The sequence below is a fragment of the Paenibacillus sp. FSL K6-0108 genome, from assembly GCF_045040695.1.
Lineage (GTDB): Bacteria > Bacillota > Bacilli > Paenibacillales > Paenibacillaceae > Paenibacillus > Paenibacillus pabuli_B.
The window spans coordinates 4891274-4916311 of sequence record NZ_CP150288.1 but is presented as its reverse complement, the minus strand read 5'-3'; the positions used below and the strand labels follow the sequence as shown (position 1 = coordinate 4916311).

The following is a 25038-nucleotide window of genomic DNA, read 5'->3' as shown; positions in this document are numbered from 1 at the left end:
ATAACATTCAGGACATTGATTCAGGAGGTGAAAAAAACAAATGAACAAATCAGACTTGATTACACACGTGTCCGAAGCTACTGAATTGTCCAAAAAAGATGTAACGAAAGCGGTTGATGCCGTATTCGAAGCAATCTCTGAGGCTCTTCAAAGTGGAGACAAAGTACAATTGGTTGGTTTTGGGAACTTCGAAGTTCGCGAGCGCTCTGCACGTAAAGGACGCAACCCGCAAACAGGTGAAGAAATCGAAATTCCTGCGAGCAAAATTCCTGCATTCAAACCAGGTAAAGCGCTCAAAGACGGAATTAAATAAGATTTCTACATATTCCATATGTTGACAAAAGACCGTGACTTGTTCACGGCCTTTTCTTTTGCCTTTTAATCATTGTTCTTCCTGTCGTCTAGCGACTTCGGCTCATCCGGTTGCTGCGCATAAGCAATCAGAATCAGTTCTTCTCCAGCAGCTGAGGACAGTAGCTGCTCGGTTTCTTTTAACTGGTGAATATGCTCGTCTGTCAGTGCAGCGGGAATGTATTTCATAGAGACTCTCCTTTCTGTGGCTGAATCACTTGTAGTATGACCTGGGAGTAACAAATTATTGCGCTCCATTCACATAAGGGCTGGTTGACAAATGGAACAATCTTAATCATCATTAACGCTATTGAACAAGGAGAGGGGATGTGCGTGATGGATCATCCAACCGGCAGTGATTATATCGTAATTAAGGCGGAGGAGAACGGTGTTCAGGTGATCGGCTTAACCCGAGGTCAGGATACCCGTTTCCACCATACCGAGAAGCTGGATAAGGGAGAAGTCATGTTTGCCCAATTTACCAATCATACTTCCGCCATTAAAATCCGTGGAAAAGCCACGCTGATCACCAAGCATGGACAGATTCAGTCGGAATAATGAAAATTGCAGGCATAGCCTGCTTTTTTTCATTGTACAATGAGGTATGAGCCTTTACCGGACAGACTACACTAACAGGTAAGGGCAGGGAGGCATTTATGAAACCGCGGATGATTGTGACTGCTTCGCTGCTGGCAACGGTTGCGGCGGTCCTTCTGCTTGTTGCCATACAAACCTTACATATGCGTACCTTGGGCGGTGAAAACATACAGCCCGTTTCTGCAACGCAGCATCCAGTCCAGCTAACGGAAGACAATCTGGTGGATGTGCTGAGCACCATGAAATTATCGACACCCATTGCCAGGGTGGAGTGGAAACAATCCATTTTGACACTTGATCTAAAGGTTACCGGAACCAGCACAAGTTACACTGAAATCTATCGTAATATGGCTGCTGTGGCAGATTTGGGCTTTCGAAGTCTGGATAACGTGGAACAGGTGATGCTGCGTGTTATGGCAGAGGATGAATGGCTTCACAAAAGACATTTGTTGCTCGCTGCTGATTTTCGGAGCGGGGAATGGCCGATGTATGCGATCGAAACGCTTCGAGACTGGAATAGCCCGATCCTCTCCGACGAATTGAAGGATTGGTTTCATATGATGGAGACCGAACTTTGGAAGAAGCAATTCGAAATGTCAAGTCAGGGGTAATAGAATAGCAGGATTCAGTGCGTGCCCGATAAACATATGCTATAATATATAAGATTGTAGTGCAGAAATGGTTTAACAATGCAAAGGCTCGGAGGCTGAGAATGAATTCATATCGCGTACCCCAACTAGCAAAGAAATATACGGATTACGACATGATTCGACAACATACGGAAATCCCATCATTTCCGGATAGCCGGGCTCGTCTGCTGCAGGTATTTGTGGGCCGCACAGACGAAAAGGTGCATGATGAGCTGTATGCTCTTGCAACCTCGCTCGTTCAGTTGGCCATGGATACGCATGATCGAATCGATACGATATCCGGAGAGCGTAGAGAAGTGGAGATGCGTTCACGTCAGCTGAATGTGCTTGCCGGAGATTATTTCAGTAGTCGTTTCTATCAGTTGCTTGCCCATGCAGGCAAAATTGAAATGATCGGTAAACTTAGTGGTGCTGTATCCGAAGTGAATGCTCGCAAGATGACGCTGTATGAACGGATGAAAAAGCTTCTCGTTTCGGCTGAAGAATACTTGCGTGAAACAGTACAGCTGAAGATGCAGCTGTTTCTTTCTTTTACAGGCTTGATCCGCGATAACGAAGCATCACTATGGAACGACCTTTTGGCCGAATTCAGCTACTGCGAGGCAATTATGGAAGAGCTGCAGCGGATGAATGACGAACAGAACTTCTATCACAGTTATGCTTTCTGGCAAATTTACGAGTATGGCAACGATGATGAGCGTAATTTGCTGCGTCAGCAGGAGCCGGATACAAGAGCATGGAGTGGTATGGTGCACAAGTATCGGATCGGTGAGTTATTGCTGGACAAGCTTCGTGAGTGTACACACCGTATACAACTATTGCTGCAAGACGAGGAAGGTCAACGGGGACTGCAAGAGATTAATGCAATCCTGGAGCCTTACCTGATGTATTTGCAGCCTTCACATGCGGCAGTAAGGGAAGATTGAGGGGGAGACAGACGAATGGGGAGCGGAGAGACTAAACCTAAAGAAGAATTTGTCCATTCTGTTTTTCAGAGTATAGCCGGTAAATATGACGTCATGAATGATATTCTGAGTTTCCGCAGGCACAAGGCTTGGCGTAAATTTACCATGAAGAAGATGAATATGTCCAAGGGAGACACCGGTCTCGATTTGTGCTGCGGCACATGTGACTGGACGCTTGCGATGGCTGAAGCAAGTGAAACAGGTCACATGCATGGACTGGACTTCAGCAGCAACATGTTGGAGGTTGGACAAACCAAGATTGACGCTGTAAATCGGCAAAAACAAATTACGTTGGTACAGGGCAATGCGATGTCGCTTCCCTTTGAAGACAATTCATTCGATTATGTGACGATTGGATTTGGACTGCGCAATGTACCGGATCTCAGACAGGTTCTGTCGGAGATGAAACGTGTAGTGAAACCGGGTGGCATGGTGGTGTGTCTGGAATTGTCCAAGCCGACATGGCAGCCGTTTAAAGGTATTTATTATTTTTATTTTGAACAAGTATTACCCAATCTTGCCAAATTGTTTGCCAAACGTTATGAGCAGTATAAATGGCTGCCGGACTCACTTGCACTTTTTCCAGGAAGGAAGGAACTGGCCGACATTTTCGCAGAAACCGGATTGCAGCAAGTGCAGGCCTACCCTCTAACCGGGGGCATCGCGGCACTGCATATTGGAACCAAGGAGAATCAGCATGTTTAGGAAAATTCGCATCTTTTTAGAAATGATCAAGATTGAACACACGCTTTTCGCTTTACCTTTTGCATTTATGGGAGCTATTCTCGGTTCCATGGTAGTGAAAGATACATTCCCTACCTGGATGCAGATTATGTGGGTATTACTTGCGATGATTGGTGCACGAAGTGCGGCATTTGGTTTGAACCGCATGATCGACCAAGCGATAGATAAGAAAAATCCGCGTACTGCAATGAGAGCAATCCCTGCCGGTTTGTTAAAAAACGGTGAGGTCGTTATTTTTATCGTGGTATCATTTGTATTGTTATTCTGGGCCTCTTCCAACCTTAATGTGTTATCCATGCAGCTGTTGCCAATAGCTGTATTTATGCTGGTATTGTATTCGTATACCAAGCGATTCACATGGCTGTGCCATGTTGTTCTTGGCATGACCATTGGTCTTGCGCCGCTTGGAGGATGGGTGGCGGTTACAGGTACGATGGATTGGACAGCGATTGTGCTGTACGTTACGATTGTATTCTGGACTGCAGGATTTGATATCATCTACGCATGTCAGGATCTGGAGTTCGACCAGGGAGAGGGGCTTCATTCCATTCCTTCCCGTTTCGGTCTTAATAAATCATTACAGATCGCCAAGTTTTTCCACGTGATTACAGCAATTGGTTTCCTTGCATTGTTACTGATGACAGATCTGAGCTGGTGGTATGGCGCTGGAATGCTGATTACTTATGGTATTCTGTTCTATGAGCACTATATCGTATCACCAAATGACATGAGCCGTGTACAAACAGCATTCTTTACGATGAATAGTGTTCTGAGCCTGGTTGTATTTACGTTTACCCTGATTGATTTGGCGGTGAAATAGAGATGCAGCAGCCGGACAATAAACGACTTGTTGTCGGAATTACCGGGGCCAGTGGAAGTATATATGGCGTTAGATTAATTGAAACGCTGCTTGATCTTGAATACACCGTGCATCTGGTGATCTCCAATGCCGGGTGGCGTGTATTGAAAGAAGAAATGGACTGGGATGTTACGAATCGGGACCGTTTACTGGAAGAAAAATTCGGTAGTCGTGCCGGTTCCCTGATCTATCATCCTGTTAGTGATATTGGTGCCTCCATCGCAAGCGGTTCTTTCCTGGCAGAAGGCATGATTATCATGCCTTGCTCCATGGGTACTCTTTCATCCATTGCACAAGGGTCGTCGGAAAACCTGATGTCCCGAGCTGCCGATGTCATGATGAAAGAAGGAAGAACGCTGATCCTGGTGCCACGTGAGACGCCACTGCATGCCATCCATCTGGAAAACATGCTGAAGCTTTCACGGCTTGGTGTCCGCATGATACCGGCCATGCCGGCTTTTTATTACAAACCCCAAACGATGGACGAGTTGATTCTGTTTCTAGTGGGTAAAGTGCTCGATAGTTTGCGCATCCCGCATCAACTGTTTACAAGATGGGGTGAACCGGATGAACGGGGATAGCTTCTGAGCTTCCTGCAATTTTAAATCTGCTGACTGTGAATTGCAGGGGGCTTTGTTGTCCCCCAATCCCGGGGTATTGGTGAGCGCTGATGGTGATGTTTGGTTGGACCACAGCCTTGACCCATGCTCCGGCAACTTCTGTACTTATGTTTCAGAACAAGTCGCAGAGTTTAATTCCCGGATGTCGGCCTTGACATTCGAAGAAGATTAGAACGTAGAAGAACACAAGCAGGAAAGGCAAGCCCTGGTTTTTCGTTATGCCTGCAGGCCCGACTTGCTGGAGGGGAAGGTAAGCATGGATTTATGGACTGACAATACGCTGACACGGGTGAACGAATGAAACTATTGGATATTTTCGGGTTGTTAAAAAAAGACATGGACTACATTGAAAAAGAATTGTATCGCAGTGTTCAGGGAGAACAGAAGCTGCTAAGCGAAACGTCACTTCACCTGCTCAAGGCAGGGGGTAAGCGTTTGCGTCCGGTATTTGTGTTACTCGGTGGGAAATTTGGTACATATGATATTGAACGTTTGAAGCTGGTAGCGGTTCCGTTGGAATTGATTCATTCGGCTTCTCTGGTTCACGATGATGTTATTGATAATGCCGCGACGCGGAGAGGGAAACCAACGGTGAAGTCCAAATGGGATAATCGGATTGCCATGTACACCGGAGATTATATTTACGGCAAGGCCCTTGAGATGACTGCGGGCCTGTCCGATCCGGCGATACACCGTATTCTGGCCAAAGCAATGGTGCAGATGTCCATTGGTGAAATGGAACAAATTCGGGACTTTTTTAATACGGGACAAAGTGTACGTAACTATCTCTTGCGAATTCGTCGCAAAACGGCGCTTCTTATTGCTGTCAGCTGCCAGCTGGGGGCACTTGCTACGCGTGCACCGGAGAAAGAATCTTCGTTGCTGTACACCTACGGTTACAACGTGGGTATGGCGTTCCAGATTCAGGACGATGTACTTGATCTGGTTGGTACTGAGAAACAGCTGGGCAAGCCTCCAGGCAGTGATATGAAACAGGGAAATATTACGCTGCCGGTACTGTATGCATTGCAGGAACCAGACATGCGTGAGTCTTTGCTGGAGGAGATAACCCGCGTCCAGCATGAGGAGGGACGGGCGAGTGCATCCGATGCGATTGGAATGATTCGCCAAAGTCAAGGAATTGCTAAAGCAGAAGCCTTGGCTGACCGATATATGAAGAAAGCGCTCGATGCTCTGGATCAACTGCCTAACATCAAGACCACCAAAAACTTGCGTGATATCGCTCATTTTGTGGTCAAACGTACGCATTAATATGTTTGAACATTACGATAAGCTGCCAGGAACGGACATCTTTGCATGAACGCAGTTCCACATGCAGCTGTTCTTACTCAAAAAATAACGTTCATGTGATATTCCTCATTGGGAGGATTTGGACATGTATGTTACAATCAAAGGGATTGCGTTTACATAATGAAATAACTTTGAACCGTGAGTGAGGAGTGAGCCTATGGATCGTACATTTTTGATGGTGAAGCCGGATGGTGTGCAGCGTGGTTTGATAGGGCGTATCGTTAGCCGTCTGGAAGACAAAGGATTTAAGTTGGTGGCAGGCAAGCTGGTGCAGATGTCTCAAGATCAGGCCAAACGCCATTATGCTGAACATGAGGGGAAACCGTTCTTCGATGATCTGGTTCGTTTTATCACATCTGGGCCTGTATTTGCTATGGTCTGGGAAGGTGACGACATCGTCGCGCTTGCGCGCATCGTAATCGGGAAAACCAATGTGAAGGAAGCGGCTCCGGGTACCATTCGCGGAGATTTCGCCAGCCACACACCGCATAATTTGATTCATGGGGCGGATTCACCGGAAAGCGCTGCTCGTGAAGCAGCAAACTTCTTTGCTCCAGATGAGCTGGTAACGTACGACAAGAGCATCGCAGCCTGGTTGTAATTTTTTAGCCAGAAGGGTGATACGATGCTGGAGCAGGAACAACTACTAGACCCGGATTACACCGGATTTATTCGGAAAATCAAAGAGAGCACAGGCATTGATCTTGCTCAATACAAGGAAGGCCAGATGAAAAGAAGGCTGACCACACTTCGTAACAAAAACGGATTTCATACGTTTTCTATCTTTTTTGATGCTATGCAAAAAGATAAGTCCCTGTTTTATGAGTTTTTGGATCGCATGACCATTAATGTCTCGGAATTTTGGCGTAACCCTAATCGCTGGGAAGTACTGCGGGATGAAATCCTCCCTGAGCTGCTGGGTCCGAAGCGTGGTGTTAAGGTGTGGAGTGCTGCTTGTTCTACAGGCGAAGAACCTTACACTCTGGCGATGATTCTGGACACGATGGGCATTCTCAAGGGCAGCTCCATTACGGCAAGTGACCTGGATGAAGGTGCTCTCGCCAAAGCCAAGGAAGGGCGTTATATGGAACGCTCTCTCAAAGATGTACCAAAGGAAACAGCAAATCGATACTTCAAGCAGGATGGCTTGGTATACCGTATTGATGAACAACTGAAAAGTTCGGTCAAGTTCATGAAGCAAAATTTGCTGTTGGATCGTTTTGACGAAGGGTATGATTTGATTGTGTGCCGAAATGTCATGATCTATTTTACCGAGGAAGCCAAAAATCTGTTGTATCACAAGTTTGCAACAAGTTTGCGTCCAGGCGGTATTTTGTTCGTGGGCAGTACGGAGCAGATCTTTTCCCCAGGACAATATGGTCTGGAGACTGCGGAAACATTTTTTTATCGCAAAAAATAAGTTCAATGGATTTCATAACCGTCTGGCGCGCACATTCACACGTGTCCAGGCGGTTATTTGCATAACGGATGAATGATGTTTCTCATACACGCGGGAATCTCAATGAATCCGAATCAAGTCCCATCCATTTTAGGACAAGAAACGAGCGGCTTTCTTGTCAAAGCCGGTCAGCTATACTATAATAAGCAAAGAAATTATGGGATTTTAGCAATGTGAAGTTTAACAGTTTAAAGGGGGAACGTATTATGAGTTTACGGTATTTAACCGCAGGGGAGACGCACGGACCCCAATTAACCGCAATTATTGAAGGGTTGCCAAGCAATCTGAATATTGACTTTGAAGAGCTGAATTTTCAGCTTCACCGCCGCCAGAAGGGATATGGCCGTGGACGCCGCATGCAAATTGAGAAGGATCAGGCCAACTTTGTTGGTGGTATCCGTCACGGATATACAACGGGTGCTCCCGTAGCGTTGGTTGTGCAAAATAATGACTGGAAACACTGGCAGAATATTATGAATATTGAGCCAATTGAAGGCAGTGACGAAGAGAAACGTCGCGTTCATCGTCCGCGTCCGGGACATGCCGATTTGAATGGCGGGCTGAAATATAACCTGAAAGATTTGCGTAATGTACTGGAACGTTCCAGTGCCCGTGAAACCACGGTGCGTGTAGCATGTGGTGCTATTGCACGTCAATTCCTTGCTGAATTCGGAATCAAGGTAGCTGGGCGTGTGCTGCGTATCGGAGAAATTGAAGCTCCATATCAAGATCTGCCGATCGATGAACTGATCGAAGTGACTGAAGCTTCCTCCGTACGTGTAACCGATGCAGAAACCGAGAAGAAGATGGAAGCGTACATCGACCAGATCAAGCAGGAAGGCGACTCCATCGGTGGAATCGTTGAATGTATCGTTGAAGGTGTGCCTGTAGGTCTTGGTAGCCACGTACAATATGATCGTAAACTGGATGCACGGATTGCTCAGGGAGTAATGTCCATTAACGCATTCAAAGGTGTGGAAATTGGTATCGGGTTCGAAGCCGGAACGATTCGTGGTTCTCAGGTGCATGATGAGATCGTGCATAGTGATGAGCGTGGTTATCACCGAGCTACCAACCGTTTGGGCGGATTCGAGGGCGGAATGACAAACGGTATGCCAGTTGTGGTACGTGGGGTTATGAAACCTATTCCTACCTTGTACAAACCACTTCAAAGTGTGGATATTGATACCAAAGAAGCATTCACAGCTCAGGTCGAGCGTTCTGATGCATGTGCTGTTCCGGCAGCGAGTGTCGTGATGGAGCATGTGGTAGCATGGGAAATTGCAAAAGCTTTCCTGGAGAAATTTGGCGGAGATTCCATGGAGGAAATCCGTGCGAACTTTGCCAACTACAATAATCAACTGGAGAATTATTAAGATGCGCCAGCTGACAGTGCAGTTGGAGGAGCGCTCTTATCCTATTCTGATTGGCAGCGGCCTGTTGGCTCAAGCTCCTCAATATTTTGAGCAATATGGCTTAACGAAAAAAAGCCCCTTACTCATTATTACTGATGAGCATGTGGCACCCAAATACTTGTCTGGTCTGGAACAAACACTGCGTACGGCTGGTTTTACCGTCGTTTCCGCAGTAGTTCCATCTGGTGAAACCTCGAAATCCCTTTCGGTATATCAAGATATGATGACCGTTGCCATTGAAGGCAAACTGGATCGCAGTTCGGCTATTATTGCTCTAGGCGGCGGTGTAGTGGGGGATCTTGCTGGCTTTGTCGCTGCTACATATATGCGTGGAATCAAGTTTGTACAAGTACCTACGACGATCCTGGCGCATGACAGCAGTGTTGGCGGCAAGGTAGCTGTCAATCATCCGCTGGCTAAAAATATGATCGGTGCATTCCATCAGCCAGAGCTGGTGCTCTATGATGTCGATACGCTTCAAACTTTGCCGCCACGGGACGTCTCGGCTGGTTTGTCAGAGATGCTGAAGCACGGTCTGATTCGGGATGAAGCTTTTGCATACTGGTGTGAGGAGCATGCGGACGAACTGCTTGCTCTTGATCCGGAAGCGCTGGGATATGGATTGGAAAGAGGCTGTGGGATCAAGGCAGAGATTGTATCACGAGATGAACGTGAAAATGGAGAACGTGCATTGTTAAACCTGGGTCATACGATTGGTCATGCCATTGAAGCGATTGCCGGATATGGTGAATTTCTTCATGGTGAAGCTATCTCAATTGGTATGGCGGGTTCGGCATTGCTTGGCGAGAAGTTAGGGGCCCCAGCAGGACTTTATGACGATACGGTTCGCATGCTGCGTTCACTGCGTCTTCCGGTGACGATGCCAAAACATCTGGATACGGATGCATTAATGGATGCCATGATGCACGACAAAAAGTTCCGTGAGGGCCATATGGTCTTCATTATTCCTGACCGGATCGGCGCTGCCAGAATTGTGAAGGATGTACCGGTAACGGCAGTACGTGAAGTCATAGAAATGCTCAAGAAGGGAGATTAAAAGCGATGGTTACACGGGGAATTCGCGGGGCTACTACGGTCACGCATAATAACGAAGAACATATTTTGAAAGAAACGGCTGTACTATTGCAGGAAATCGTGGATCGTAACGAGATTCAACCCGAAGATATTTGCAGTGTGTGGATTACGATGACTGGAGATCTGGATGCTGCTTTCCCGGCAAAGGCAATTCGCCAGTTGGATGGCTGGGAGCTTGTACCTTTGATGTGTGCATTGGAAGTTCCAGTTGCAGGCGCTTTGCCACAGTGTATCCGTTTTATGGTACACGTTAACACTGCAAAAGGTCAAAATGAGATCAACCATGTGTATCTTAACGGTGCACAGTCTCTGCGTCCCGATTTGGCGGCACCTTCCAATTCGTAAGATTAGAATGGTTGTCAAATCATTCGGAATGATGTATAGTGAGAACCAGTTGAGTAGAGTAGAGATTGAGCTGAGAGCAGCTGAGATGAGTGGAGTATATAGCAGAGTCCAGCGGGTGGTAACCGGAGCAACAGAAGCCGGTCAACTGATTCGCGGTACGTCGTGCTACGGAATTATTTGAAACAGGATGAAGGAATGCAAACGTGTCTAGCGACATCGTTTTGTTTAGGTATAATGCGACTGAACTCCCATACATTTCATGAGAGAATGAATGCTTTGGATGAGAATCAGTGTATGCCGCTACATTTCCTTCGTATTTGATGGATGTATGAAACATCCGTACAACAACCTGTGTGATAATTCGGTAAGGATGCATGTATAGGGACTTGTTATTTATGAAGCACCAACCTGTTGAAACAGCTTATAACCAAACCTCTACCTGATGGTAGAGGTTTTTTGTTGTATATTGAATTGTTTCTTCTACCCATATAGGTTCAACTAAACTTTTTACACAAAAACGGAGAGGACAGAAATAACCTGAAGAAGCGGAGCGTTCGCCTTTATCACCGGATTTTCCCTTTAGAAAGGGAATCAAAAAATCTGGGGATAACAGCGATCGGAAGGTTGTTCTGTCATCGGAGTGCTCAGTGTAAACCTCTTTAGTTGAACTTATATAAATCTGAAAGGACGTGATCTGATGATAACGCCAAACGTTAATCAAGTACTGAAAATGTCGAATGAATATAATCTGATTCCGGTAGTCAAACGGATTCTGGCAGACATGGAGACCCCGATTCGGATTTTCCGCCGTTATGCTGACAACGACCGGGCATTTCTGCTGGAAAGTGTGGAGGGTGGAATTCAATGGGCGAGATATTCCTTCATCGGTACAGATCCGTTCCTGATGATCTCCGCCAAAAAAGGCCGGATCGTGGTAGAAGAAGCGGGACAGATTCGAGAACTACCGGGCAAGCCAATTGAAGAACTCAAAGCATTGCTGCGTAAGTATCGTAGTCCGAAAGATGATGAACTGCCGCCATTTACAGGCGGGGCAATAGGTTTCTTTGGATACGATCTGCTGCAATATTATGAGAAGCTTCCGGGCCACGCGCTGGATGATCTGAAAATGGATGATATCCGCTTCATGTTCTGTGACCAGATTATCGTGTTTGACCATGTGAAGCAGCAGATGCTGCTTGTGGGCAATGTACACGTGAAAGACGGTGCAACGGATGATGATATCCGTCAAGCGTATGCTTTAACTTCTGAGAAGCTGGAACAGGCGGCTGAACGCTTGCAGCAGCAAGGACCAGGGGAGAACCTGAACCCACGTTCCATTCCAGGAGACGTGGAACTGGGGGATATTCAATCCAACCTCACGAAGGAACAGTTTATCGGGAATGTAGAACAGGCCAAAGAGTACATTCGGGCAGGAGATATTTTCCAAGTCGTATTATCCCAACGTTTCCATATTGATACTGAAGTATCTCCGCTGCATGTATATCGCGTGCTTCGGACACTGAATCCGTCACCCTACATGTATTATCTGAAGATGGACGATGAAATTATTGTGGGTACTTCCCCTGAAGCATTGGTAAAAGTGGATGGAAACCGCGTAGAGACACGGCCGATTGCGGGGACTCGCCCAAGAGGAGCAACAGAAGCGGAAGATCGCGCATTGGCCGCAGATCTGCTGCAGGATGAGAAGGAACGTGCAGAACACCTGATGCTTGTCGATCTGGGACGTAATGATCTGGGACGCGTCTCTAACTTCGGAAGTGTGAAATGTGACATGTTCATGGAAATTGAACGATATTCCCACGTCATGCACATGGTGTCCAATGTTACAGGCGAGCTTAGAGAAGACAAGGATTTCTTTGATGCATTTCTTTCATGTTTGCCAGCGGGTACGGTATCCGGTGCGCCGAAGCTGCGTGCGATGGAGATTATCGCGGAACTGGAAAAAGAAGCACGGGGTGCTTATGCAGGTGCTATTGGTTATCTGGGTTTCTCGGGCAACATGGATTCCTGTATTACGATCCGAACGATTATTTTCAAAAAGGGAAAAGCTTATGTGCAGGCTGGAGCCGGAATCGTATGGGATTCGGTGCCTGAGAATGAATATGAAGAAACCGTAAATAAAGCCAAAGCGCTGCTGAAGGCGATTCGTACAGCAGAAGCGATGTTTCCTGCCAAAGAAAAGGATCATACCTTGAAACTTGCCAACGCCGATTATTTTGTTACCCCAGCCACGGCTGTACAAAACTGAGAGAGGAGAGACCGGAAATGAATATGAACCCAGTCATGAATGAAGAATCCGAGCGATTCAAAACTGAAGTTAGTCATGTGGAAGGCATGAAGAATGGCCTTGCCAAAATTTTGGAGGGCAGCGATCTGGAGCAGGCGGAAGCACGTGACTTGATGTACTCCATCATGAGAGGTGAGGCCACTCCGGCTCAAATCGGAGGTTTGCTTATGGGCTTGCGGATGAAGGGGGAAACGGTGGATGAAATCACGGGGTTTGCTGAAGCCATGCGTGGACAGGGCGGAAGAATTCTGACCGATGGTAATGGACTGCTGGACACCTGTGGAACAGGGGGTTCAGGCATTCATAAGTTCAACATTTCAACGGCATCTGCGATCATTGCTTCAGCAGTTTCTGTCCGGGTGGCGAAGCATGGTAATCGCTCTGCCTCAGGCAAGGCAGGCAGTGCGGATGTACTTGAAGCATTGGGCGTGAATATTCATCTGGACGGAGAGCAGGCGAGACAATGTCTCGATGAGATCGGAATCTGTTTCTGTTTTGCTCAAGTGTACCATCCTTCTATGAAACATGCTGCTGCACCAAGAAAAGAGCTGGGTGTGCGTACGGTCTTTAACATGCTGGGACCTCTAACCAATCCTGCGGGAGCGGATCGACAATTGCTTGGTTTATACGACCGCAGCCGGACACCGATGATCGCTGAAGTGCTAAATCGTCTGGGGCTGAAAAGAGCTTTAGTCGTAGCGAGTCATGATGGACTGGATGAAATCAGCATCTCTGCACCTACACAAGTATCCGAACTGCGTAATGGTGAAGTGCGTACGTATGACATTGATCCACGTGATATGGGATTATCGTTACATCCGCTGGAATCGGTTCTTGGAGGAGATGCAGCTCAGAACGCCGAAATTATTAAAAGGATCTTCCAGGGAGAACGGAGCGCATACCGCGATGTCGTTCTGTTGAATGCCGGGGCGTGCATTTATGTATCCGGTCTAGCGAATACCATCGCAGAAGGTGTGTTGATGGCGACAGAAGCTGTAGACTCCGGCAAGGCTGCCGGGAAGCTGGAACAGTTAATTCATACAACGGAGGCGTACAGTCATGTATCTTGATCGAATCGTAGCAACCAAACATAAAGAAGTTGAAGTTCTCGCACAAACATTTCAGATGGACGATGCGCTGAAAAAGATAGAGACATTACCCAATACTCGTGGATTCGAACGTGCTCTATCAGAGAGACGTAACCGTAAGCTGGGTCTCATTGCCGAAGTGAAGAAGGCTTCTCCATCCAAAGGACTGATTCGTCCTGATTTCCATCCAGTAGAAATTGCTTCCGCATACGAACGGGCTGGAGCGGATTGTATATCTGTATTGACCGACGTTTCTTATTTCCAGGGAAATAGAGAATATTTGCAGGCCATTCATGAAGCTGTGAACATACCGCTACTGCGCAAGGATTTTATTATAGATGAACGACAGATTGCCGAGGCAAGGCTGCTTGGCGCGGATGCCGTTTTGCTGATTGCGAGTATTCTGACACCCGAACAGATGCGTCAATATCTGACATTTGCTAAAAGTCTGGGCCTTGATGCATTAATTGAAGTCCATGACCGTGTTGAACTGGAGCAAGTGCTCGATATTCCGCAGGCAACACTTGTGGGCATCAACAACCGCAATCTGAAAACGTTCGAAACGAGTCTGACCACCACGTTGGATCTGATGAACTTGATTCCGGATAGTGTAACATTAATCAGTGAAAGTGGAATTGCCGGTCCTCAGCCATTGGAATCTCTTATTGAGGCAGGTGTGCATGGTATCCTTGTTGGGGAGCATCTGATGCGCAAGGACGATGTTGAGGCTGCGGTATATGAACTGATGGGACCAAAAGCATGAATGCATTCAATCATGACGGCACAAGCAGCAGAGACGTGGATCTGCAAAACCGGCCGGCAGCGGCTGTAAAAATATGTGGACTTCAGGACGTTGAAGTGCTAAAATCGATGATAAACTTGCCTGTGGATTACGTTGGTGTTGTTTTTGCCCCATCCCGTCGCCGTATTACACCTGAACAGGGTGCGGAGCTAAGAGAGGTTCTCTTGGACTGGACGATGTTCGATCGGCCGAAGCTGACGGGTGTTTTTGTGAATCCCGCACTCGTAGAGCTGGAAAGCATCATGCAGATTTCACGCCTGGATGTCATTCAGCTGCATGGACAGGAATCGCCGGAATTTTGTGAACAGGTGAAGCAGCGCTTCGGTACCGAAGTGTTCAAGGCTTTCTCTTTTCCCAAGGATGAAACGGGTTCATTAGCTGACCATACTGCCTTATTGGCACTTGATCCATATAAAAATGTGGTGGACGCCATATTGCTCGATACGTTTGACCCGCTCTATGTAGGGGGCTCCGGTAAAACCTTTGCTTGGGAACGAATTCCTTTCTACGCCAAGTGGGCAAGAAAACATGGAATCGCGTTGTTCGTGGCAGGAGGATTACAGCCGGATAATGTGCAACAACTGATACAGACATATGCACCGGACGGCGTCGATGTATCCAGCGGCGTAGAGTCCGAAGGTGTGAAGGATATTGCAAAAATAACAGCATTTGTAGAAAGGGTGAAGCAGGCATGACACATCAATTGCCGGATCAACACGGGCGTTTCGGTCCCTTCGGAGGCCGCTTTGTACCTGAGACATTAATGAACGCTCTGATCGAACTGGAGGAAGCGTACAGCCACTTCTCTGAAGACGAGGAGTTCAACAAGGAACTGAATTATCTGCTAAGCGAATATTCTGGACGGGAAACACCTTTATACCATGCGGAGCAACTTTCCCACCGCTTGGGTGGACCCAAAATTTATCTGAAACGTGAAGACCTGAACCATACGGGAGCGCACAAGATTAATAACGCTATTGGACAGGGTTTGCTGGCCAAACGGATGGGGAAAAAGAAAGTCATTGCCGAGACGGGTGCAGGACAGCATGGTGTTGCCACGGCAACAGTTGCTGCTCTGCTGGGTCTTGAATGTAAAGTGTTTATGGGTGAAGAAGATACGCAGCGACAACAATTGAACGTATTTCGGATGAAACTGCTTGGTGCAGAAGTCATTCCGGTGACATCTGGAACGCGGACATTGAAAGATGCCGGTAATGAGGCACTTCGCTACTGGGTTAGTAATGTAGAGGATACTTTTTACGTACTTGGATCGGTGGTCGGTCCTCATCCTTACCCAATGATGGTACGAAATTTCCAGCGAGTGATCGGTGATGAGACACGACGCCAGATTCAGGAGATCGAAGGACGGCTGCCGGATGTGATTGTTGCAGCTGTAGGCGGCGGAAGTAATGCTATCGGCATGTTCTACCCGTTTATTGGCGATCAGGATGTAAAGCTTGTTGGTGTTGAAGCAGCAGGTAAAGGAGTGGACACCGAGTTCCATGCGGCTACGATGAGCAAAGGCACACATGGTGTATTCCAGGGTTCTATGAGTTATCTACTGCAAGATGAATATGGACAGGTTCAGCCAGCCCATTCCATTTCGGCGGGACTTGACTATCCGGGTGTTGGTCCGGAGCATTCATATCTCAAAGATATTAAACGTGCCAAATATGTCCCGATTACGGACCAGGAGGCATTGGATGCTTTGCAGTTGCTGAGCCGAACAGAAGGCATTATCCCTGCTTTGGAGTCAGCCCATGCTGTTGCACAGGTTGTCAAGCTCGCGCCTGAACTCAGCGCTGATGATATTGTTGTAATCTGTCTTTCCGGTCGTGGTGACAAAGATGTTGAATCAATTATGAAGTATACAGGAGGGGACTTGGCATGAACCTGATGGACCAGACCTTCCAGCAATTGAAAGAACAGAACCGTACAGCACTTATTCCATTCCTTACGGTTGGAGATCCAGATGTGGACACCACGGTGGAAATCATTAAAGAATTGGAACTGGCAGGGGCGGATATTTTGGAACTCGGTGTTCCTTATTCTGATCCGCTCGCGGATGGACCTGTAATTCAGCGCGCTTCCGAGCGTGCATTGAAAAGTCAGATCACCATCCGGACTTGTATGGAGACAGCTGCAAGAGCTCGTGCTGCGGGTGTAAAACTGCCTTTTGTACTGTTCACCTACTATAATCCGGTGTTACAGACAGGATTGGATGTATTTTTTGATGAGTTGGTGAGACATGAGATCAGCGGCATGATCATCCCGGATCTTCCAATTGAGGAAGCGGAGGATATGCGACGCCGTGCGGATGCAGCAGGTGTGCATCTGGTTCCTCTTGTAGCCCCTACGTCCAACGCTAGAATCGAGCGTATTGTCACGGGAGCACGTGGTTTCATCTATTGTGTCTCTTCTCTAGGTGTTACGGGAGAGAGAGCTTCCTTTTTCGATGGGGTAGAGAGCTTCATTGAAACTGTAAAGAGTCTGACAGATCTTCCGGTCGCTGTTGGCTTTGGCATTTCCAGTCACGAGCAGGTCGCTCGTTTCTCCCGCATCTGTGACGGTGTGGTTGTAGGTAGTGCTATCGTTCGTCAGGTGGAAGAAGCCATACCTCTTCTTGAAAACCCGGATACGCGTCAGGCGGGACTGTTGCAAATTCGCAACTTTGTGGCACAATTAAAAGGATAGGGATTCAACGATGTTACATCCCCGGGGCATGCTCAGCACAGGCTGAGGCATGTCCATAACTATTTCAATAACAGGAGGCGGTCGGGTTGAAACCGAAGTCCCAGATTGTCAATCTGCCTGTATACAAACCGGGCAAACCGATTGAAGAAGTGAAACGTGAACTGGGTTTGGAGCAAGTAATCAAGCTGGCCTCCAACGAAAATCCATATGGAAGCTCCCCTGCTGCGCTTGAAGCGATCACCAGGGAGCTGGTCAATGTAAGCATATATCCTGATGGCAGTTCAAAGGAACTGACTGAAGTGCTGGCCAAGCATCTGGGAGTGGAGCGGAATAATTTGATCTTTGGATGTGGTTCGGATGAGATTATTGCATTGATCACTCGCGCATTCTTCCTCCCGGGTGACGAGAATATCATGGCCGACCAGACGTTCTCTGTGTACAAAAGTAACGCGGACATCGAGGGTGCGGTCAGCATTGAAGTGCCGCTTAAAGAGGGAACTCATGATCTGAATTCGATGCTGGCGCAAATCAATGATAAGACCAAAGCGGTCTGGGTGTGTAACCCCAATAATCCAACGGGTACAATTATCTCTGAGCAGGAATTGATAGCATTCATGGATCGTGTGCCTTCTCATGTCATGGTTGTTTTGGATGAAGCCTATTATGAATTTGTTACGGACGAGGAGTATCCACAAAGCATTCCTATGATTGAGCGTTATCCTAATTTGGTCATTTTGCGGACATTCTCCAAAATCTATGGACTGGCTTCATTGCGTATTGGATATGGTATTGCACGTCCGGAAGTGATTGATCTGATAAACCGCGTGCGTGAACCGTTTAACACTTCGCGCTTCGGTCAGGCAGCCGCGAAGGCTGCACTTGAGGATCAGACTTTTGTTCAAGAGTGTGCGGAGCGTAATGCGGTAGAAAGAGCGTATTTGCAAAATGAATTCACACGACTAGGACTGCCGTTTTTCCCTTCTCAGGGTAACTTCATTCTGGTTGATCTAGATATGCCTTCGGCAGAAGCATTCCAATCGCTCTTGAAACAGGGCATTATTGTTCGACCTGGATTCCATGTATATCCAACATACATTCGTGTGTCCGTCGGAACATCAGAACAGAACCGTGCGTTTGTCACGGCACTGGAGAACACGCTGGCTGAGAAGGCGGTAGCACGCCCTTAAATCTGGCGATGAAAAGAGTGAGGACCCATGAAACTAAAAATTGCAATGATCGGTGTCGGGCTCATCGGCGGTTCACTGGCGCTTTGCTTCAAAGGCAAGCCTGGTGTAACGGTGATGGGCTATGCCCATCTGCCCGAACTGAAGGACAAGTACATAGCCAGTGGTGTAGTGGATGACGCTACGCTCTCTCTGGATGAAGCGGTACAGGATGCCGACTTTATTTTTTTGTGCGTACCTGTTGGGCTGCTTGAATCCTATTTTGAACAATTGGCCAAGCTCCCCCTGAAAAAGGGATGTATCATTACGGATGTAGGAAGCACAAAAGCGTCCATCGCAGCTTGTGCTGAGCATGTCCGCATGAGTGATGCATACTTTATCGGCGGTCATCCGATGGCCGGATCGGAGCGTTCAGGTGTGGATGCAGCCTCGGCTGTGTTATTCGAGAATGCATACTATGTCTTGACCCCTTCAGAATATGTGCCTGAGGAAGCGTATGACAGGTTATCTGACCTTCTTGCATACACACGTGCCCAGATTGTTCGTGTAGAACCGCTGCTGCACGATGACATTGTAGGGGCAATTAGTCATTTGCCACATGTTATTGCAGTTGCGCTGGTGAACCAGGTGCGCGAATATAATAATTCAAATCCATTGTACAAAATGCTGGCAGCGGGCGGATTCCGGGATATTACCCGGATTGCCTCCAGTGATGCCATTGTATGGAGAGATATCCTGTTGAGCAACCGTGAGGTGCTGCTGGGACTGTTGAAGGACTGGAACGGGCAGATGAAGGCTTTCACCGAAATGCTGGAGCAACAAAATGGTGAGGGCATTGAGGAGGCATTCCGTCAGGCACGCGAGTTCCGCAGTGTGCTGCCAGAACGACGCAAAGGCATGATCTCGTCGTTGTTTGATCTGTATACAGATGTGCAGGATGCTCCGGGGATGATCGGCAAGATTGCCACTGAACTTGGGGCGAATGATATTAACTTAAGCAACATGGAGATTATAGAGAACCGGGTCGATGTACCGGGCATTATGCGTCTGTCGTTCCGGCAGGAAGAGGAAATGGAACGTGCCAAAACGCTGCTGGATTCCCTGGGGTATCAAGTGTGGGTTTAGTCTTATGGAAGGGGGCGAAAGCCTCCTTTCTTTGTGTTGAAAACCAGCTGTTACAGTAGGTGATTTAAAAAAAAGTAAAAAAAAGACCGCTTACATAAGCGGCCATTGCTCACGTGGAGCAATACAGTTATTGGATAGGAGTGGAGAGAAACCATACTGTACTTTTATTATATGTATACGTTTTCATTTTGTCAACACTTTGAGTAAAATTGTTTGAATTAATTATAACATTCGTAAATTAAGGAAATATAATCCTTGCTTAAAGTGAGATTGAAACTTTTTGAGGCTTTCGCTCGTCCAATATAAGAGCGGCTTCACAAAAGGGATAAAATAGAAGTCATGGACGAGAAAATGGCTGCATAATAATGACTGGTCGGGCTTTGATGCAAGCCAAGGATTTGCCAGGATGATGCAGACCGTTGTACAATAAATACTGTTAATGTAGAAACGTTGGGGAAATTGCCATTACATAGGGGAATTTGGCGGGAAGGCCTGTTTTGGCGCTGAACGCTGTTTTATGCGGTGAAAACCGCAACTTTTTTGTGCCTGTTCGGTAATACATGGATAGAGTCGAACGGGGAGAAGCACATGGATGGGCGAGGAGGGGTCGCACTCAAATGACGGATTCCCAGTTGATTCGAGAGATCAAGGAAGGTAACCTGGAGTTATATTCCGAGCTGATGAGTCGTTATCAGCGTAAAATACTGGCTTTCGTATATCATATGTTGAAAAGTTCCAATATGGAGCTGCTTGCGGAAGATCTCTGTTCTGAGACTTTCTATAAGGCGTTCCGCAGTCTGCACTCATTCCGAGAGGTGGATGCCTCATTCTCAACCTGGTTATATACCATTGCGAGAAATACGGTGCTGAGTGAGCTTCGCAAACAGCGTAGTGGGAGCGTTCCACTTGAAGAGAGCGGTATTGTACCCATTGCTCCTTCTGAGAATGCGCCAGAGCATGCTGTATTGCGCAGTGAGCGGGTGATGCTGGTTAGGGATGCAATTAACAATTTACCGGAGAAGCAGCGTTCTGCCATTATACTCCGTGAGTATGATCAACTAGACTACCAGGAGATAGCAAATATTCTTGGGCAGAGCGTCAGTTCTGTGAAATCGTTATTGTTCAGAGCAAGGTCAAGCGTAAAAACTCAATTGGAACCTTATTTCTTCGAACCGGTCTACGAGCCATATGAAGGGATGAAGAACCGATGAATTGCAATGAAGCCCAGGAATTGTTTGCACTGGTCTGGGACTTGCCGGAAGCTCATCCTCAGCGGATTGCATTTCATGCTCATCTCGCTGATTGTGAAGATTGCTCGCAGCAATTTGAGGTTTGGGAAGAAGCTCAAATTCTGCTGCACAGCATACCGGTTCCAGTGACAGAACAGCAGGCAGAGAGAGTGAACCGTAATGTTATGGACCGGATCTACGCGGAGTCTCCATGGCTATTGCCGGAAGAGGCAAAGGTTAATCGTTTCTCTGCTGTGATTCGCAAGCATATGTCTTTGTGGATTGCTGCGTTCCTGGCAATTTTCTTATGCAGCTTTTTGTACATGGCGATGTTTAAGCCAGATGTAACAGAAGCTGAGCAGACCAGCGTGGTCTCTACAGGTATTTTGGAGACAGGGGTAGCGGGCAGTGAGCCTACTTCTTCCGGATTGTACAAGTACAACATGACGGGAGCAGACAGAGGGAGCATTATTGAGCCCTTCGTTGTGAGCATGGGCCCGGCGTATCCTCAGTACTGGATGGCGTTGTCGTTGCTTGCAATTGGTATGGCTTTGTTCTCTCTTGGGCGTATGCATCGTTCAACGAACAAACGTAAACAAGGTGCGCGTGCTTAGGTAAAGCTTTCGTTCACCGTATAGAGAAATGAGGGATGAGATGCGGATTGGGCTTATTCGTCACGGTCTAACCGACTGGAATGCGGCAGGACGTATTCAGGGACAGACAGACATACCTCTGAATGCAGAAGGTCGTGAGCAAGCTGAGCGTCTGGGTAGACGTTTGCTTACCGAGGAGTACCACTGGGACCACATCATTACGAGCGGGCTGTCCAGGGCTCAGGAGACAGGAGAGATTATCTCCGGGCTTTTAAATGTCCCTTTGCTGGAGCCAGATGCACGCTTGAAGGAGCGTGCTTTTGGTCAGATTGAAGGTCTGACGTCCGAAGAGCGTGTGGCTCGCTGGGGCGCTTCATGGGAGACGCTGGATTTGGGCCAGGAACAGATTGCGGATATTCAGACACGTGCATTGGGCTTTCTGGAGGATTTATGGGAGGCTCATCAGGACCAAAATGTGCTGATTGTCTCCCATGGCGCTTTTTTAGCCAATCTGCTATCAGCTTTGTACAAAGACCGCTATACGGAACGAATTGGAAACCTGTCGCTTACAATTCTGGAGAAGGAACGTGACGATTGGAGCCCATTGCTTTATAACTGTACACGACACCTTTCATTGGATCTGGCCAAACAACCTGAGTGATTACTCAGGTTGTTTTTTTTGTGTTATAGCAATGTGTAGGGTGATAACAGTGATCAGAAGGTTGTCCTGTCATTGGAGTGGCAAGTGTAAATATTCTTTAGTCCAATTTCTATATGATTTTGAACCTCTCATTTTTCTTCTGAGCAAGCAACTTCGGGCATAGTATGGTTAAAACATAAAAGATTTGCAAAAAAGAGGTTTAGATCATGGGAAATCCGTCAACGATGTTTACAAAACCAAACTACTTCAGGCCCCGAATCAATAGCCAAAAAGTAGTCAAGGGCGAGGCGATGGACCCATGAATCTAGCGGATATGCTTACTTTTGCCGATATCGGCCAGCTTAATCGAATAGCAGACTATTACCAGTGCGAGTGTAAGCCCAATTCCAAACATGAACTCATCCAGAGTATTCTCACTACATTGGGTAGCAGACCTTTTTTTGAGCAGCAGGTTCGCGAACTAAATCAAGTAGATCTGCGATTTTTGAACAATTTGCTGTTTGATTCCCGCCAATACTTCGGTATGGAGGAACTTGTCGCCATTGCTCGTCAGTCGATGGATAAAAAAGATAGCGAGGCTGGAGCCAGTCCACGTGATCTTATCGTTCGCTTCACGAAGAGTGGATGGCTGTTCAATGGCACAACTCAACAGACTAGATACCTGTATCAGGTACCCCAGGATTTGCAAATGAGATTTCGGGATGTGTTATCCACCCACCTGAAGGCAGGCATTGAACAGACGAGCGAGCCTCCCGTTTACAGGGATGAATACCATCTGCTCGCAGATGATCTGAAACTGTTTCTCCAATTTGTCCAGCAGCATGAAATAGCCTTGAACGCAGAAGGCATGATGTACCGTCGCTCTCAGCAGCAGATCATGGAGCATTTGCATGTGAGTGAGACACTGGTGGGTAAGGCTGGATGGAGATTCGGTTATGGTCGTTCATTCAAAGACTACCCCGACCGATTTGCGTTCATCTATGACTACGCTTTTCATCATCGTCTGGTCCGGGAGGAGCAGGGCAAGCTAAAATTGTCACCTTCCGGTGAAGACAAGCTGGGGGCGGAGAAAACAGCCGAGATGATACAGCTATTTCGGTTTTGGTTAAGACTTTATAAAGGTGCTATTCCGAATCTGTCCTCCATCGTGTACTGGACAGGGGAATGTGCAGCTGGCTGGTCCACAGCAGAGTCTTTGTTCCGCCAGATTGGTCCCTACATTCAGCCGTTCTATTATGACACTGCAGAGACAATTTATGACAACAGGGTGCTTAAAATGATGCTGCATCTGGGTATGCTTCGCATTGGAGAACATGCATCTGGGCGAACAATACAAATGACAGCATGGGGTTCACGCCTTGCGTCATCCTGTCGCTCGCTGTCCGGGGATATTACCCCCGTTATGTTTGACAAGTGAAGGACAAGTTGCTAAAATCACTCCCAAATTAAGGAGTGATACTTATGATAATTCCATACAAAGGTATTCAACCACAGTTACACCCTTCGGTATATATGGCCGAAGGTGCCAAGCTTATAGGTGATCTGACAATGGGTGAGGAATCTACGATTTGGTTTAATGCCGTATTACGAGCCGATTTGGCACCCATTGTGATTGGACGGCGCTGTAATATACAGGATAACGTGGTTGGACACGTCAACACGGATCAACCTTTGCTATTGGATGACGATGTGTCTGTAGGACATTCTGCGATTATCCATGGATGTCGTATTGGAAAAGGTTCGCTAATTGGTATGGGCGCTATCCTTCTCAATGGAGCCGAAATTGGTGAATATGCGCTGATCGGGGCCGGTTCTGTTGTAACTGAAAATAGTAAAATTCCGCCCTATACCCTTGCTTTGGGTACACCAGCCAAAGTGATACGTGAGTTGACTGATGCAGATCTTGAGCGGATGTCGAGGACTACACTAGGTTATGTTGCCAAAGGAAAGGAGTATAGGAGCTCTTAAATCCGTTTTGGAGGTGCATCCTATTGGATAAAATGAAAGTTACGTATGAAGTCATGTTGGGGCTGGCTGCTGAAATGGTGTGGGACGACGCGCTTCGTAAACAGCGCAGCGAGAAGCTGTATATGGAAATCGATAAGGCATTGGCTACCGGAGACGAAGTAGCTTTCCGGAATCTGACGGATGAACTGAAGGCCATAAACTGATGAGCATATAAAATATATAAGACAGGAAATGCGTGAAATACGCATTTCTTTTTTGTGTTCTTCATCAGATTTACTCGGCCAAAAGTATGAATCTCTGGATTTATAATATATGCTCATATATAATATGGGAATAAAATGGATAGAGAGGGGAATTAGGGAATTGAAATTCAGTGAGATGACTCATGACAGCTGGGCGGAACTGCAACTCTATCTGGATACATGCCTTATTCCATACACAGCCCTGACAGGCAAGCAGTCCCCGGTTGAAGCAACCGAGGCATTGGAGCGGCTTAGAGATTTTTTGGATATGGTAGAGATTCCTTTTAAAGGACGTATCATGACTTACCCTGCATTCCATTATGCATGTCCGGATATGTCAATGGCATTAAATACCTTATCTGCACAGCTCAAATCTTCAGGTTTCAAATATGTGGTTGTAATGTCAGCTGATGGTGCGTTGGAACAGAACCAAATTACTTCTGCAGATTTAGTATTAAGTCGTTCAGTTTTAATTCAAGAGGTGGGAGAAGAGGGGATTTCGCGTTTGGTCGGGGAAAAAATCCGTGAGTTATGGAAAAGATGACCTACCTGTGGCAAATGTGACAATTTACCAACATTTTTTTAATAACGCTTACAAATGAAGCTTAAAAATGTGTGACAAATTCTTGACGGTGTTCTAGGGCTACTATATGATTATGTATGTTCTAGTAAGTCGTGGAATTTCTGATAATGAAAACGATTGAGAGAGTTGGCTGAAAAAGGGGGTTGGAGA

Annotated in this window: 30 protein-coding genes; 29 read left to right on the top strand and 1 reads right to left on the bottom strand. The window is 47.0% G+C overall.

Annotation, left to right across the window (positions count from 1 at the left end):
- Positions 1-40: 40 nt before the first annotated feature.
- Positions 41-313: an HU family DNA-binding protein gene (locus tag MHB49_RS22230; RefSeq protein ID WP_024630670.1), complete on the top strand. Its 273-nt coding sequence runs from the start codon at positions 41-43 to the stop codon at positions 311-313.
- A 65-nt stretch (positions 314-378) separates the two neighbouring features.
- On the opposite strand, the gene MHB49_RS22225 is transcribed toward MHB49_RS22230, so the two are convergent.
- A complete protein-coding gene (locus tag MHB49_RS22225) occupies positions 379-540 on the bottom strand; it encodes a hypothetical protein (protein ID WP_405153035.1) in 162 nt (53 codons plus the stop codon).
- 147 nt (positions 541-687) lie between these two features.
- Between MHB49_RS22225 and mtrB the strand changes: the two genes are divergently transcribed.
- The 28 genes from mtrB to MHB49_RS22085 all read left to right on the top strand — a co-directional run bounded on the left by mtrB (position 688) and on the right by MHB49_RS22085 (position 24849).
- Positions 688-909: a trp RNA-binding attenuation protein MtrB gene (gene mtrB / locus MHB49_RS22220; RefSeq protein WP_024630669.1), complete on the top strand. Its 222-nt coding sequence runs from the start codon at positions 688-690 to the stop codon at positions 907-909.
- Between the two features lie 98 nt (positions 910-1007).
- Positions 1008-1559, top strand: coding sequence for a hypothetical protein (locus MHB49_RS22215; protein ID WP_405153034.1), 552 nt, complete (start codon positions 1008-1010; stop codon positions 1557-1559).
- A 101-nt stretch (positions 1560-1660) separates the two neighbouring features.
- The gene (locus MHB49_RS22210) at positions 1661-2524 is read left to right on the top strand and encodes a heptaprenyl diphosphate synthase component 1 (RefSeq protein ID WP_405153033.1); all 864 of its coding nucleotides are present in this window, start codon (positions 1661-1663) and stop codon (positions 2522-2524) included.
- Between the two features lie 15 nt (positions 2525-2539).
- Complete coding sequence (locus MHB49_RS22205; RefSeq protein ID WP_405153032.1) at positions 2540-3268, top strand: demethylmenaquinone methyltransferase; 729 nt, start codon at positions 2540-2542, stop codon at positions 3266-3268.
- The gene (locus MHB49_RS22200) at positions 3261-4127 is read left to right on the top strand and encodes a UbiA-like polyprenyltransferase (protein WP_247898213.1); all 867 of its coding nucleotides are present in this window, start codon (positions 3261-3263) and stop codon (positions 4125-4127) included. The genes MHB49_RS22205 and MHB49_RS22200 overlap by 8 nt, the downstream gene beginning before the upstream one ends.
- 2 nt (positions 4128-4129) lie before the next feature.
- Positions 4130-4747 carry a UbiX family flavin prenyltransferase gene (locus MHB49_RS22195; protein WP_405153031.1) on the top strand — a complete coding sequence of 206 codons (618 nt, stop codon included), beginning with the start codon at positions 4130-4132 and terminating at the stop codon, positions 4745-4747.
- A 336-nt stretch (positions 4748-5083) separates the two neighbouring features.
- Complete coding sequence (locus tag MHB49_RS22190) at positions 5084-6058, top strand: polyprenyl synthetase family protein (RefSeq protein WP_405153030.1); 975 nt, start codon at positions 5084-5086, stop codon at positions 6056-6058.
- A gap of 196 nt (positions 6059-6254) precedes the next feature.
- Positions 6255-6698, top strand: coding sequence for a nucleoside-diphosphate kinase (gene ndk, locus MHB49_RS22185; protein WP_405153029.1), 444 nt, complete (start codon positions 6255-6257; stop codon positions 6696-6698).
- 24 nt (positions 6699-6722) lie between these two features.
- On the top strand, positions 6723-7517 hold the full coding sequence (locus tag MHB49_RS22180) for a protein-glutamate O-methyltransferase CheR (RefSeq protein ID WP_064636850.1): 795 nt from the start codon (positions 6723-6725) through the stop codon (positions 7515-7517).
- Positions 7518-7762: 245 nt separating this feature from the next.
- A complete protein-coding gene (gene aroC / locus MHB49_RS22175; RefSeq protein WP_247898209.1) occupies positions 7763-8932 on the top strand; it encodes a chorismate synthase in 1170 nt (389 codons plus the stop codon).
- 1 nt (position 8933) lies between these two features.
- Positions 8934-10028: a 3-dehydroquinate synthase gene (gene aroB / locus MHB49_RS22170; RefSeq protein ID WP_405153028.1), complete on the top strand. Its 1095-nt coding sequence runs from the start codon at positions 8934-8936 to the stop codon at positions 10026-10028.
- A gap of 5 nt (positions 10029-10033) precedes the next feature.
- A complete protein-coding gene (aroH, locus tag MHB49_RS22165) occupies positions 10034-10411 on the top strand; it encodes a chorismate mutase (protein ID WP_063566773.1) in 378 nt (125 codons plus the stop codon).
- 28 nt (positions 10412-10439) lie between these two features.
- Positions 10440-10592 carry a hypothetical protein gene (locus tag MHB49_RS22160; RefSeq protein ID WP_405153027.1) on the top strand — a complete coding sequence of 51 codons (153 nt, stop codon included), beginning with the start codon at positions 10440-10442 and terminating at the stop codon, positions 10590-10592.
- A gap of 516 nt (positions 10593-11108) precedes the next feature.
- Positions 11109-12680 carry an anthranilate synthase component I gene (gene trpE, locus MHB49_RS22155; protein WP_405153026.1) on the top strand — a complete coding sequence of 524 codons (1572 nt, stop codon included), beginning with the start codon at positions 11109-11111 and terminating at the stop codon, positions 12678-12680.
- Between the two features lie 35 nt (positions 12681-12715).
- Complete coding sequence (trpD, locus tag MHB49_RS22150; RefSeq protein WP_405157215.1) at positions 12716-13789, top strand: anthranilate phosphoribosyltransferase; 1074 nt, start codon at positions 12716-12718, stop codon at positions 13787-13789.
- The gene (gene trpC, locus MHB49_RS22145) at positions 13779-14570 is read left to right on the top strand and encodes an indole-3-glycerol phosphate synthase TrpC (protein ID WP_405153025.1); all 792 of its coding nucleotides are present in this window, start codon (positions 13779-13781) and stop codon (positions 14568-14570) included. Before trpD ends, trpC begins: the two co-directional genes overlap by 11 nt.
- Entirely contained in the window at positions 14567-15304 is a 738-nt protein-coding gene (locus MHB49_RS22140; RefSeq protein WP_405153024.1) for a phosphoribosylanthranilate isomerase, read from the top strand. Before trpC ends, MHB49_RS22140 begins: the two co-directional genes overlap by 4 nt.
- Complete coding sequence (gene trpB, locus MHB49_RS22135) at positions 15301-16500, top strand: tryptophan synthase subunit beta (RefSeq protein ID WP_405153023.1); 1200 nt, start codon at positions 15301-15303, stop codon at positions 16498-16500. Before MHB49_RS22140 ends, trpB begins: the two co-directional genes overlap by 4 nt.
- A complete protein-coding gene (gene trpA / locus MHB49_RS22130; protein ID WP_405153022.1) occupies positions 16497-17303 on the top strand; it encodes a tryptophan synthase subunit alpha in 807 nt (268 codons plus the stop codon). Before trpB ends, trpA begins: the two co-directional genes overlap by 4 nt.
- Positions 17304-17389: 86 nt before the next feature.
- Positions 17390-18490, top strand: coding sequence for a histidinol-phosphate transaminase (gene hisC / locus MHB49_RS22125; RefSeq protein WP_405153021.1), 1101 nt, complete (start codon positions 17390-17392; stop codon positions 18488-18490).
- Positions 18491-18517: 27 nt separating this feature from the next.
- Positions 18518-19612 carry a prephenate dehydrogenase/arogenate dehydrogenase family protein gene (locus MHB49_RS22120; protein WP_405153020.1) on the top strand — a complete coding sequence of 365 codons (1095 nt, stop codon included), beginning with the start codon at positions 18518-18520 and terminating at the stop codon, positions 19610-19612.
- A gap of 617 nt (positions 19613-20229) precedes the next feature.
- Positions 20230-20823 carry an RNA polymerase sigma factor gene (locus MHB49_RS22115; RefSeq protein ID WP_062327429.1) on the top strand — a complete coding sequence of 198 codons (594 nt, stop codon included), beginning with the start codon at positions 20230-20232 and terminating at the stop codon, positions 20821-20823.
- Positions 20820-21455, top strand: a complete 636-nt coding sequence (locus MHB49_RS22110) for an anti-sigma factor (RefSeq protein ID WP_247898201.1) — start codon at positions 20820-20822, stop codon at positions 21453-21455. The genes MHB49_RS22115 and MHB49_RS22110 overlap by 4 nt, the downstream gene beginning before the upstream one ends.
- Before the next feature lie 40 nt (positions 21456-21495).
- Complete coding sequence (locus MHB49_RS22105) at positions 21496-22095, top strand: histidine phosphatase family protein (protein WP_247903222.1); 600 nt, start codon at positions 21496-21498, stop codon at positions 22093-22095.
- A 298-nt stretch (positions 22096-22393) separates the two neighbouring features.
- A complete protein-coding gene (locus MHB49_RS22100; RefSeq protein ID WP_247898200.1) occupies positions 22394-23512 on the top strand; it encodes a hypothetical protein in 1119 nt (372 codons plus the stop codon).
- Between the two features lie 44 nt (positions 23513-23556).
- Positions 23557-24063 (top strand): gamma carbonic anhydrase family protein, encoded by a 507-nt coding sequence (locus MHB49_RS22095; protein WP_405153019.1) that lies wholly within the window; start codon positions 23557-23559, stop codon positions 24061-24063.
- 23 nt (positions 24064-24086) lie between these two features.
- Entirely contained in the window at positions 24087-24266 is a 180-nt protein-coding gene (locus MHB49_RS22090; RefSeq protein ID WP_024630643.1) for an IDEAL domain-containing protein, read from the top strand.
- A gap of 160 nt (positions 24267-24426) precedes the next feature.
- Positions 24427-24849 carry a DUF2487 family protein gene (locus MHB49_RS22085; protein WP_405153018.1) on the top strand — a complete coding sequence of 141 codons (423 nt, stop codon included), beginning with the start codon at positions 24427-24429 and terminating at the stop codon, positions 24847-24849.
- Positions 24850-25038: the final 189 nt, after the last annotated feature.